Annotated in this window: 12 protein-coding genes, 1 tRNA gene and 1 pseudogene; 13 read left to right on the forward strand and 1 reads right to left on the reverse strand. The window is 39.1% G+C overall.

Going from position 1 to position 11,983, the window contains the following annotated elements; all coding sequences use genetic code 11:
- Positions 1 to 218 precede the first annotated feature (218 nt).
- The 4 genes from HMPREF9200_RS03270 to HMPREF9200_RS03285 are packed head-to-tail and all read left to right on the forward strand — an operon-like array spanning position 219 to position 6,881.
- A complete protein-coding gene (locus tag HMPREF9200_RS03270; RefSeq protein WP_009353428.1) occupies positions 219 to 1,889 on the forward strand; it encodes a formate--tetrahydrofolate ligase in 1,671 nt (556 codons plus the stop codon).
- A gap of 8 nt (positions 1,890 to 1,897) precedes the next feature.
- Positions 1,898 to 2,518 carry a cyclodeaminase/cyclohydrolase family protein gene (locus HMPREF9200_RS03275; RefSeq protein WP_009353292.1) on the forward strand — a complete coding sequence of 207 codons (621 nt, stop codon included), beginning with the start codon at positions 1,898 to 1,900 and terminating at the stop codon, positions 2,516 to 2,518.
- Between the two features lie 30 nt (positions 2,519 to 2,548).
- Positions 2,549 to 5,557, forward strand: coding sequence for an AAA family ATPase (locus tag HMPREF9200_RS03280; RefSeq protein WP_009353365.1), 3,009 nt, complete (start codon positions 2,549 to 2,551; stop codon positions 5,555 to 5,557).
- A gap of 22 nt (positions 5,558 to 5,579) precedes the next feature.
- A complete protein-coding gene (locus HMPREF9200_RS03285; RefSeq protein WP_009353426.1) occupies positions 5,580 to 6,881 on the forward strand; it encodes a Na+/H+ antiporter family protein in 1,302 nt (433 codons plus the stop codon).
- Positions 6,882 to 6,936: 55 nt separating this feature from the next.
- Here the strand turns inward: HMPREF9200_RS03285 and HMPREF9200_RS03290 are convergent.
- Positions 6,937 to 7,012, reverse strand: a tRNA-Lys gene (locus tag HMPREF9200_RS03290).
- A gap of 240 nt (positions 7,013 to 7,252) precedes the next feature.
- Here HMPREF9200_RS03290 and rpmG point away from each other — a divergent pair.
- The 9 genes and pseudogenes from rpmG (at position 7,253) to HMPREF9200_RS03330 (ending at position 11,959) form a co-directional block, all read left to right on the forward strand.
- Positions 7,253 to 7,401: pseudogene (gene rpmG, locus HMPREF9200_RS08295) on the forward strand (50S ribosomal protein L33).
- A gap of 35 nt (positions 7,402 to 7,436) precedes the next feature.
- Positions 7,437 to 7,661, forward strand: coding sequence for a preprotein translocase subunit SecE (gene secE, locus HMPREF9200_RS03295; RefSeq protein WP_009353261.1), 225 nt, complete (start codon positions 7,437 to 7,439; stop codon positions 7,659 to 7,661).
- A gap of 12 nt (positions 7,662 to 7,673) precedes the next feature.
- A complete protein-coding gene (gene nusG, locus HMPREF9200_RS03300; RefSeq protein WP_009353394.1) occupies positions 7,674 to 8,210 on the forward strand; it encodes a transcription termination/antitermination protein NusG in 537 nt (178 codons plus the stop codon).
- Positions 8,211 to 8,315: 105 nt separating this feature from the next.
- Positions 8,316 to 8,741 (forward strand): 50S ribosomal protein L11, encoded by a 426-nt coding sequence (rplK, locus tag HMPREF9200_RS03305; RefSeq protein WP_009353276.1) that lies wholly within the window; start codon positions 8,316 to 8,318, stop codon positions 8,739 to 8,741.
- 71 nt (positions 8,742 to 8,812) lie between these two features.
- Positions 8,813 to 9,523: a 50S ribosomal protein L1 gene (gene rplA / locus HMPREF9200_RS03310; protein WP_009353433.1), complete on the forward strand. Its 711-nt coding sequence runs from the start codon at positions 8,813 to 8,815 to the stop codon at positions 9,521 to 9,523.
- 181 nt (positions 9,524 to 9,704) lie between these two features.
- Positions 9,705 to 10,208, forward strand: a complete 504-nt coding sequence (gene rplJ, locus HMPREF9200_RS03315; RefSeq protein WP_009353339.1) for a 50S ribosomal protein L10 — start codon at positions 9,705 to 9,707, stop codon at positions 10,206 to 10,208.
- Between the two features lie 52 nt (positions 10,209 to 10,260).
- Positions 10,261 to 10,632, forward strand: a complete 372-nt coding sequence (rplL, locus tag HMPREF9200_RS03320) for a 50S ribosomal protein L7/L12 (RefSeq protein WP_009353354.1) — start codon at positions 10,261 to 10,263, stop codon at positions 10,630 to 10,632.
- Between the two features lie 109 nt (positions 10,633 to 10,741).
- Positions 10,742 to 11,104: a hypothetical protein gene (locus HMPREF9200_RS08850; RefSeq protein WP_009353429.1), complete on the forward strand. Its 363-nt coding sequence runs from the start codon at positions 10,742 to 10,744 to the stop codon at positions 11,102 to 11,104.
- A gap of 132 nt (positions 11,105 to 11,236) precedes the next feature.
- Positions 11,237 to 11,959, forward strand: a complete 723-nt coding sequence (locus HMPREF9200_RS03330) for a YaaA family protein (RefSeq protein WP_009353344.1) — start codon at positions 11,237 to 11,239, stop codon at positions 11,957 to 11,959.
- Positions 11,960 to 11,983 lie beyond the last annotated feature (24 nt).

Below are 11,983 nucleotides of genomic sequence, written 5' to 3' on the forward strand. Positions count from 1 at the left end.
TATATGGTGTTTTTTTATAACTTGTTATAGAAAAGGAAAGTGCTTTAAGTGTAATTATTGATAGACGAAATATGGTAAATCGTTGTATGATGTTCGTAATAGACTATTTCTTTACTATAGTACTAGTGAAAAGTGTTGGAATTCTTGAACAGTAAAGAATTGCTGTAACCTGCGTTATGGTTATGCAAGTGCATAGCGATGTATAAGGAGGGAGACTCATGTTAAGTGATATTGAAATTGCCCAACAGGCACAAATGGAACCTATTGTGGAAATTGCAAAACGATGCAATTTAGCAGAAGATGAGTTAGAATTATATGGAAAATATAAAGCAAAAGTGTCCTTTGATGCGATGGAACGATTACAGGATACGCCGAATGGTAAGCTGGTACTAGTTACAGCCATCACGCCTACACCAGCAGGAGAAGGCAAGTCTACCACTACTATTGGATTGACACAAGCTTTGCAACAAATTGGTGTGAATAGTATTGCTGTATTGCGTGAACCATCCTTAGGACCAGTATTTGGTGTCAAAGGTGGTGCTGCTGGTGGTGGTTATGCTCAGGTAGTGCCAATGGAAGATATTAATCTTCATTTTACAGGGGATATGCATGCCATAACGGCGGCTAATAACTTGTTATCAGCAATGATTGATAATCATATTTTCCAAGGTAATGCACTACAAATCGATGTGCGTCGTATTAGTTGGAAACGCGTATTAGATATGAATGATCGTGCTTTACGTAATGTGGTCATTGGTATGGGTGGCCCTATGAGTGGTGTACCAAGGGAAGATCATTTCATGATTACAGTAGCCTCTGAAATAATGGCTATTTTATGCTTGGCTCGTGATTTAGAAGATTTAAAAGCACGATTTGGTCGTATTGTAATTGGTACAAACCTATCTGGAGACCCTGTATTTGTTCATCAATTAGGTTGTGAAGGAGCGATGGCGTTACTCATGAAAGATGCTATCAAACCTAACTTAGTACAAACGTTAGAACATACACCAGTATTGATCCATGGTGGTCCATTTGCGAATATTGCCCATGGATGTAACTCTATCATTGCTACCAAGCTAGGATTAAAATTAGGCGATGTAGTCATTACAGAAGCGGGATTTGGGGCAGATTTAGGAGCAGAGAAATTCTTACATATTAAGTGTCATTATGGAGACATCTTCCCTGATGCAGTGGTCATCGTAGCCACTATCCGTGCCTTAAAAATGCATGGAGGAGTGCCAAAATCAGAGTTGACCAAAGAAAATGTAAAAGCACTAGAACGGGGCTTTGTGAATTTAGGGAAACAAATCGCCAATATGAGAGCCTTTGGGTTACCAGTATTAGTGAGTATTAATAAATTTGCTACGGATACACCAGCTGAAATCGATGCATTATTGCAATTATGTGATCATTACGGTGTAGATGTAAGCCTTAATGAATGCTGGGAAAAAGGTGGAGCCGGCGGTATTGATATGGCAAAACAAGTGATGGGTATGCTTGAAGGAACAGATATCAAGCCAACTGCTTTATACGATGTGAAAGATAGTATTCCTAATAAGTTAACGGCTATTGTAAAAGAAATTTATGGTGGCAATGGTGTAGAATTTACCAGTGCAGCGAAAAAGCAAATTGCTCAATTGGAAGAATGGGGATTGGCAGACTTACCGGTATGTGTGGCAAAAACACAATATTCCTTAAGTGATAATCCGGAGTTACTAGGAGCCCCTACAGACTTTACGATTACTGTGCAAGATGTACGAATTGCCAATGGGGCTGGATTTATTGTGTGTCAAACAAGCAATATTATGGTCATGCCAGGGTTACCGAAACAACCAGCAGCTCTTGGTATGGATGTAACAGCAGAAGGGACTATTAAAGGATTGTTTTAGGAGGAATGATGGAATTACATAATGCATCTGTATTAGAGTTTATTCGTGACCTTGGTTCTAGTGCACCAGCCCCAGGAGGTGGCAGTGTGGCGGCGATGAATGGTGCTATGGCGGCCGCTTTAATTGAAATGGTAGCGAATTTAACAATTGGGAATGCAAAATATGAAGCGGTCCATGAGGAGATGAAGGCTGTTCAAAAAGAAGTAAGCCAAGTCAAAGAAGACTTTGTTCACTACATTAATAAAGATAGTGCTGCTTTTATGGAATTAATGGGAGCTTTCAAATTACCAAAAGAAACAGATGAAGAAAAAGTATTTCGTAAAGCTGAAATACAACGTACCACGAAACAAGCAGCCTTAGTGCCTTATGAAATTGGTAAATTAGCATATACTTTATTACCCTTGACGGAAACAGTCATTGTAAAAGGAAATACTAATGCCATTACGGATGGGATGATTGCTGTGATTAATGCAAGAGCTGCTGTAAAGAGTGCCTTTTTAAATGTGAAAATCAATTTAGGATCTATACAAGATGCAGAGTTTGTGAAACAATTGGCAGATAGCATGGAAGAGATAGAAGCTGTGTTAGATGCAGAGGAACAACGATTGTTAGGTCTTGCTAAAATATAAGACCCATCATAATGGAATGAAGGAAATCATATGGGGATAGAAATTCATTTATTAGGGACACCACGGATACAAGTAGATGGGAAAGATATCTTTTTTACCTATGGAAAAGTACAAGCGCTCATTTATTATATGGTGGTAAAAGGAGTAGCCCTCCGAGATGAAATTAGCGGTTTATTGTGGCCGGAAAAATCGGAGGTCAATGCCAGAAAAAACTTAAGAAATGCCATTTATGAGGCAAAAAAGCTATTGGGGGCAGATGTATTTGTATCACCGAGGAACGCTGTATTACAATGGAATCCTACAGCACATATCTATGTGGATGTACATCAATTTCAAAGGAACCCTAAACAATATATAGATATTTACAAAGGGGAATTTTTACAAGGATTTTATGTAAAAGATGCAGTGGCTTATGAAGATTGGTATTTAGGGGAACGAAGTCGTCTTAAATCTATGTACATGGAGGCGGTCTATGATTTAGTAGATGCAGGGATTGAGGAAAAAAATATCGCCTGTATTGAGCGATATATTCCTGTCCTATTGTCCTATGACCCCTATAACGAAGAGCGGTTTAGTGCGATTTTGGAACTGATTATGAGCCAAGGTTTCACGACCATGGGGAAACAGTTATACCATCAACTACAATGTATTTACGCAGATGATTTAGATGAAAGTGTACCTAACTCTCTTCGAGAAGCCATGCATTTATCAAAAGTACAAAAGCAAGAGGCGGTGTCCTTTGTAGAACATACGATGTTGAAAGGCCGTGATGCAGAAGCAGGAGAGGTGCAGAAGTACTTGCACTTCTTTGAAGATGCTCCCTTAGCTTTGCGTATTACAGGAGACACTGGAAGCGGTAAAACGAGCCTCGTAGAATATATACGAGATAAAGTAGAGCCCTACCGATGTGTGTTAGATAGCCAATGTTATGAAGAGGAACAAGGCTTGCTATTGCATGCGTGGATTCCTATTGTAGGAAAGATACTTGAAGAAATAGAATTACAAGGTCTGGAAAACATCGAATTACGGCGTATTTATGAAATCTTTCCACAGTTAGATCGACGTATGGCTCGAGACTTGGGCTTTTTAGAAGTAACGGAAGCATTGCCTTTTGATGTAGTGTACCAAGCAGTATCAAATCTGCTAGAACAGGTGTCGGAAGAAATTCCTTTTACATTGATTTTTGAGGATGTGCAATGGATGGACTCCTTAAGTTTTTCTTTATTGAGTTTATTGCTGTTACATCATAGGTCTGAACGTCTTATGATTATTGTCACTGACGTAGAGGAAGTAAAAGGCATGCATCAACGAACCTTGCAAAGTTTAGAACAGCAGAAAGCATTGCAAAGTATTTCCTTATTGCCTTTACCAGATGAACGGATGCGAGCTTTTATCTTGGACCGAGAACCTACGTTACAGGACACAGATATAGTGGATCAATTAGTAGAAGTCAGTCGAGGCAATCTGTTAGTGCTGATAGAAAGTATGCAACTATGGAAAGAATATGGTTCTATTTATGGTTTGACTAAAGATATGGAACTGCTCTACAGCAAGAAATGCGATACTTTATCTGAAGAAGAGCGTAAATTGGCGGAGTTTATCAGTTTATTCTATAATGAAGCACCATTAGGGATGATTGAACAATATATGGGCATAGACAAACTACGTCTGTTGCAAACTTTAGAGGAGTTGGAAAGAAAAGGATTCATTGATTACCGTACACAACATGGTGAAGTGCAATATAGTTTAAAGCAATTCAAGTGCAAAGAGTATTTACGAGATCAAATGGCTATCGATCGCCGTCAAATTTTGCATGCCTATTTGGGAGAAGCCTGGGAAAAACGGTTAACACACTCTAAGGAAGATATGATTCGCTATAAGCAACTAGAATTTCATTTCCGTGAAGCAGGACAATACCAAAAAGCTTTAATGTATAAATTAAAATCTTTTATGCATTATTTAAACTTCAATAAAGATGCCTCTCCAGAACTTGGGGTAGGGGAATTATCCTCTGTCTATGCAGGGTATTTTATGGGAGAAGTAACGGGTAAAGCCTTGCAGGAAATAGAAGATGAGTTAGCTCATGTGTACACATTGTATGGAGATGTGCCAGAGGTGCGGGCCCTAGAATTGCCTTACCTATACGGAGCAGGTAAATATTACATGAGTGTCGGTGATAAGGTGCGAGGGTTAGGATACTTTCAAGAATTATTAGAGGAAAGTACGGAACAAGAAGCATCGAATTATAAGTTGAAAGCCTATAAAGAGATGATTTATTATCACTTGCAAATGCGTCATATTCTAGAGATACATCAATATACCACAAAGGCTCTTGCGTTGGCAGAACAGTACCATTTCAAAAAGGAGATTGGGGTTATATTAAGACTGAAAGCGTTGGCTTTCATTATGGAAGGTCAGCCAGAACAGGCCATTCCCCTCCTAGAGGAATCTATACGCTTATTCTCGGTAACCCAAACTGTGGCTCGTAGATATGCTATTAATATCGGGGCGGCCTATAACTACTTAGGAGATATTGAAAAAAGTCGGTCTCGTCTGGAGACGGCATTAGAGATGTACAAAAAAGCACTGGACTATTGTGATCAAACGGAACTATATAGTTCATGGATTGTATTTGCCACCAATGCGGGTATGACAGCTTTTGCATTGCAGCAATATGAATTAGCATTTACCTATTTTCAAAAGTCCTATGAATTATGCTTGCAATATACCATAAGTCGACGGAGACCGACTATTGAGGCATACCTTGGTTTGTTAGCCCGAATTAAAGGAGATACGCAGACAGCTGTATCCTATTTGGAATCTGCCCAATCTCATGGTGTAGTAGAGCAACATGGACAAGAAGTTGGTCGTGTGCATTGGGCTATTTGTTTCCTCAAAACTGAGTATCCTAGTGCAGAGGTGGATCAAGCTTTTTCTAAAAGTTTGGCTACCTATGGTACAATAGCATTGCAACAATTAGATGGCTATGGAGATGTATGGGAACGAACGTACCTAGAACAGTTGCTCCAAGCTGAGTAAGTACAAAAGAAGGAGATCCTAAATGGATATAGTGTTAAACCCCATAGTGTTATCAGTCATCGCCATGTCGATTCTGTGTTTGCTACGATTTAACGTGTTGTTATCGGTTATCGTAGCTTCCTTAGTGGCAGGCCTAGCAGGAGGGATGACGGTAACTACTACGATTGAGTCATTAATCGGTGGTATGGGCGGCAATTCGGAAACTGCATTTAGTTATATTTTACTGGGAGCCTTAGCTATTGTCATTGGACGGTCTGGGCTAGCTACAGTAGTCACCAAGAAGATTACTAATATTGTAGGTACGAAAAAAGTAGCATTTACCTTGCTTATCGCTTTCGTAGCATGTTTTTCGCAAAACTTAATTCCTGTGCATATTGCCTTCATTCCTATTTTGATTCCGCCCCTATTAGTGGTGATGAATCGAATGAAATTAGACCGTAGAGCGGTGGCATGTGCCTTAACATTTGGGTTGAAAGCACCGTATGTATCTTTGCCAGTTGGCTTTGGATTGCTGTTTATGACTATTATAAAAGATCAAATGGTAGCGAACGGTGTGAATGTATCGATTTCTGATATAGCTTCTGTCATGTGGATTGGTGGTATATCCATGGTGGTAGGATTATTGCTTGCCATTGTGTACTATAGTCGAAGTCGTGAGTATGAAGATATTGCGGTGGTGCAAGAAGAATCTACAGAGCATACAACTCGTATGACGCCGGATTGTTGGAAAGGATTAGCAGGGGCAGCAGTGGCTTTTGTAGCACAGCTGTATTTTAAATCTTTGCCCATAGGAGCGTTAGCAGGATTGGCCGTATTCTTTGCTACAGGGCTTATCAAATGGTCTAAAATGGATGAAGATGTGGATGGTGGTATTCGCATGATGGGGACTATTGCCTTTGTCATGTTAATTGCCGCAGGTTATGCCAACGTATTGCGAGAAACAAACTCTGTGGAACATTTAGTATCAGCCACAGTGACTATTATTGATTCAAAATTAGTAGGTGCCATCGTGATGCTTATTGTGGGATTGCTAATTACTATGGGAATAGGCACTTCCTTTGGTACCATTCCAGTGATTGCATCTATATATATTCCTATGGGATTGCATTTAGGTTTTTCAGTGCCGGCTATCATCTTATTAATCGGTATCGCAGCAGCCTTAGGAGATGCAGGTTCGCCAGCATCGGATTCTACATTAGGGCCTACATCAGGACTCAATGCAGATGGACAACACAATCATATATGGGATACTTGCGTGCCCACATTTATATTCTATGACATTACCTTGCTTGTGGGTGGTGTCATAGGGGCATTGGTGTTATAAAGTAAAAGGACTGTCTATATAACAAAAGAACCGCACTGTTGTGCGGTTCTAACTGTGGTGGAACACCAGGGGTTCGAACCCTGGACCCTCTGATTAAGAGTCAGATGCTCTGCCAACTGAGCTAGTGTTCCATGCAACATGGTAAATTATGGTTTTATTATAGTCCTATCATTCAATTTTGTAAATGAAAAATTTATAAATAACATAGGAAACTACTTGCTATTTAAGATGTTCTATGTAATAATATAGAGGTCAGGAAAAACCTGGCTTTTTTAGATTGCATTTGACATAGGCTTCCACTTGTGGTAGTCTATATTAGTATGTTTATGAAGTAATAGCCGTCTAGGCACTTTAAAGAGAGGTGTAAACTGATGCGTAACGCAGTAACAATGGCTTGTACTGAATGCAAGCAACGTAACTATCAGACAAACAAAAACAAAAAAATAACCCAGATCGTATTGAAATGAATAAATTCTGTAAATTCTGTGGTAAACACACGTTACACCGTGAAACAAAATAATTGTTAATTATTTGTTGACGTGAGGATGTGATATCATGGCAGGAACTAATTCAAAAGCTCAAGCACAACAAAATGGTAACGGTAAATTCGTTCGTGAAGTGCGATCTGAGCTCAAGAAAGTAGTCTGGCCTACAAAAAAAGAGCTTGTGAACTATACGATTGCCGTATTTATAGCAGTAATTTTAATTTCTGTTATTATTGGTATCGTTGACACAGTATTTGCAGAACTTTTTAAGTTGTTAAAGAGTGCTGTAAAGTAGGAGGCTTTTTTAATGGGAACAGATAAAAAGTGGTATGTCTTACATACTTACTCAGGCTACGAAAATAAAGTAAAAACCACTTTGGAGTTGAAAGTTCAAGCTATGGGAATGGAAGATGTGATTTCACGCATCTTAATTCCAATGGAAGATGAAATCGACGAAAAAGATGGCGTAAAAAAAGTAGTAAAACGCAAAGTCTTTCCAGGCTATGTGCTGGTAGAAATGGAAGTAAATGACGAATCCTGGTATGTGGTGCGTAATACACCAGGTGTTACAGGATTTGTTGGTTCTGTAACAAAACCAGTGCCACTATCTGATTCTGAAGTAGCTTATATCTTGAAGTCTCAAGGTTTAGATCAAGAACCAGTACAAACTCTTGATGTTGAAGTAGGAGAAACTGTCCGAATTACATCCGGTGCCTTTGAAGATAGAACAGGCGTTATTACTGAAATCAATCACGATCATGCAAAATTACGTTTAAATGTAGAGATGTTTAATCGTGAAACCCCAGTAGAGGTAGAATATTCTCAAGTTGAGAAAATTCTTTAATATATTATATAACTCTAACCTTTTTAGGCAGCCGGGAGGTTGCCAGTGGGAGGGGCAATTTCGCTCCGTTACCACCACATTTTGACGCAAGGAGGTGTAATCACCATGGCTAAAAAAGTTAGTAAAGTTGTGAAATTACAGTGCGAGGCTGGTAAAGCGAGTCCAGCGCCACCGATTGGTCCAGCTTTGGGTCAAGCAGGTGTTAACATCATGGGCTTCGTTAAAGAATTTAACGAAAGAACAGCTCAACAAGCTGGTCTTATCATCCCAGTTGTTATTACTGTATACGAAGATAGAAGCTTCACTTTCATCACAAAAACTCCACCAGCTGCAGTTTTATTGAAAAAAGCAGCAGGTATCCCAAAAGGATCTGGAGTACCTAACCGTGATAAAGTAGCTAAAGTTGGTCGCGATAAAGTTCGTGAAATCGCTGAACTTAAAATGTCTGACTTAAATGCTAACACTGTTGAGCAAGCTATGCGTATGGTAGAAGGTACTGCACGCAGCATGGGCATTGAAATCGTTGATTAATTAGCGTACGGTATGTGACTCACATATCGGTGGGAGGGACATCCCGTTACACCACATAAGGAGGAATAAAAATGGCAAAAGTAGGTAAGAAATATGCTGAAGCAGTAAAACTTATCGAAGCAGATAAATTCTACGAACCAGTAGAAGGTATTGAATTAGTTAAGAAAACTGCCACTGCAAAATTCGACGAAACAATCGAAATCGCTTTCAATTTGAACGTCGATCCTAAATACGCTGATCAACAAGTTCGTGGTGCCGTTGTATTACCACATGGTACAGGTAAAACTCAACGCGTACTCGTATTTGCGAAAGGCGACAAAATTAAAGAAGCTGAGGATGCTGGCGCAGATATCGTTGGTTCCGAAGAATTAGTAGCAAAAGTACAAGGTGGTTTCAGCGACTTCGACGTTGTTGTAGCTACTCCTGACATGATGGGCCAAGTTGGTCGTTTAGGTAAAATTTTAGGTCCTAAAGGCTTAATGCCAAACCCTAAAGTTGGTACTGTAACACCTGACGTAGCTCGTGCTGTTAGCGAAATTAAAGCAGGTAAAATCGAATACCGTACAGACAAAGCTGGTATCATTGCATGTCCTATCGGTAAAGCATCTTTCGATGATGCGAAATTACTTGACAATTTCCGTACAATCGTTGATACTATTGTTAAAGCTAAACCTGCAGCAGCTAAAGGTCAATACATTAAAACTGTGACACTTAGCTCCACTATGGGTCCTGGCGTTCCTATGAACGTGTTTAAATTAACAAGCACTAGCAAGGAACAATAATTATATATGTTCTCTTAGCTGTAGACGGCTGGCATCATTTGATTTAATGAGGAAACTCGCCCGCTGAGGCTGAATCCAATCTATTATGGAATGGTTCTCGACCTCAACGTCTTCGTTGAGGTCGTTTTTACGCTAAGATAGTACATAGAAAATCACCAAAAATCTACAAGGAGGTATTCTAATGGCTGTCACTCAACAAAAACAAGCAGTTGTAGCTCAAATGAAAGAAACTCTTTCTGAAGCGAAAGGTGCTGTATTAGTTGGTTATAGCGGTTTGACTGTTGCTCAAGTAACAGATCTTCGTCGTAAATTCTTGGCTGAAGGTGTAGAATACAAAGTAATCAAAAATACTTTGACTCGCATCGCTGCTAACGAATTAGGTTACGAAGCTTTCTCTGAGCATTTAGAAGGTCCTACTGCATTAGCAACTTCTAGCACAGACGCTGTAGCTCCAGCTCGTATTCTTGAAAACTTCATTAAAGACACAAAAACTGAAGCTTTAACTGTTAAAGCTGGTATTGTGGAAGGTGAAGTTCTTGACGCTGCAAAAGTACAAGAAATTGCAAACTTGCCGAACCGCGAAGGTATGCTTTCCATGCTTCTTTCCGTGCTTCAAGCTCCAGTTCGCAATGTAGCTTACGCAGTAAAAGCTGTTGCGGAAGCAAAAGACGAAACTGTTGCATAATAGCAACACAATTAACTAAGAAAACATATATCAAAAATGGAGGATATCAATCATGGCATTGAACATCGAAAACATCGTTGCTGAATTAGAAACTGCAACTATTTTAGAACTTAATGATCTTGTAAAAGCAATCGAAGACAAATTCGGCGTAACTGCTGCTGCTCCTGTAGCTGTAGCTGCTGCTGGTGCTGCTGCTGGCGGTGCTGACGCTAAATCCGAATTCGACGTAATTCTTAAAGACGCTGGTGCTTCCAAAATCAACGTAATCAAAGTTGTACGTGAAGCTACTGGTTTAGGCTTGAAAGAAGCTAAAGCTATCGTTGACGGCGCTCCTGCTGCTGTTAAAGAAGGCGTAGCTGCTGCTGACGCTGAAGCTTTAAAAGCTAAATTAGAAGAAGCTGGCGCAACAATCGAATTGAAATAATTGATTTGCTAGTCAAAAACCCCTTGAACACTTGTGTTCGAGGGGTTTTGTGTTATAATGATTATAAATGGTTGGGAAGTAAGGTATGAACAGGAAGGAGAACAATACGATGATTATAGTTTTGAATATATTTTGGTTTATCGTTGCTTTTATAGTAACAGGATTTACTACAGATGATTTATTTATGGGGCCATATCGTCATAAAATGATTGGCTTTATTTTTGCTTTTTATATAGTTTCTTCTATACTTATGCTGATTCCTGCAAATATTGCTCACAGAAAAGGACGTTCATTTAGTGCGTTTGCTATCTATGGAATATTGTTATGGATAGTTGCATTAATACATGCCATTATGATGTCTTCTGATAAGGTTAAGGCAGAGCCAGATAAATATAAGTCTTGCCCATATTGTGGAGAAACAGTACTTAAAGTTGCTACAAAATGTAAACATTGTCATGAAATGCTTGAATAAAAATTTGCAAAAGATATTAACTTGCGTGTTAATAAAAAGACGGGTATTGTGCCCGTCTTTTTATATTAATAACTTTCGATATATGATATAATATCTAGGTAGAGTTTAGATATAAATAGAATAGAGGAGATTATGAAACTAATTATATCCCCTAGTAAAACAAAAGATATAAAAGGCACTCCTAGTGGACCTGTGTTTGCACCGCATATGACGGAACATATTGTGAAACACATGCAAGGTGCATCAAAAGAAGTACTGGGAAAAGCTTTAAAAATAAAAGATACAGTCTTAGATGAAGTATATGATTTTTATCAAAATTATGACAAAGAAGTAGAAGGTATGGCAGCGCTTAGCTATAACGGGCTATCTTTCAAAAATTTTGATTATGATGGACTTTCAGAGGAAGGAAAAGCATTCGCTAATACCCATGTATGGATAGGGTCTGCCTTGTATGGCTTAGTAGCCCCTAATAGTGGTATCAAAGGGTATCGGCTGGATTTAATTGATCCTGTATTGAAAGAGGAAAAAACAAATCTATATGCGTGGTGGCAATCTTTAGTGGATGCCGCTGTAGGTGAGGAAGATTGGATAATCAATTTGGCATCTAAGGAATATTCTAAATGGATTAACCATCCTAAGATGGTAACCATAGAATTTTTAGAGCATCGTAATGGTGTGTGGAAGCAGCTTAGTACATCGTCAAAACAGATGCGTGGTTCATTGGCACATTATATCTGTGAACATCAAGTGACAGAACTTTCACAGTTACCAAAAGAATTAAAAGGATTTGTATTGGATCCATTGCCTACAGCTATAGATGGGTCAATTACCATTGCCTATCGTAAGGAATTATAAGTATTACATGTGTTCTAATAGAGG

The organism is Veillonella sp. oral taxon 780 str. F0422, assembly GCF_000221605.1.
In the GTDB taxonomy this organism is placed as follows: Bacteria; Bacillota; Negativicutes; order Veillonellales; family Veillonellaceae; genus F0422.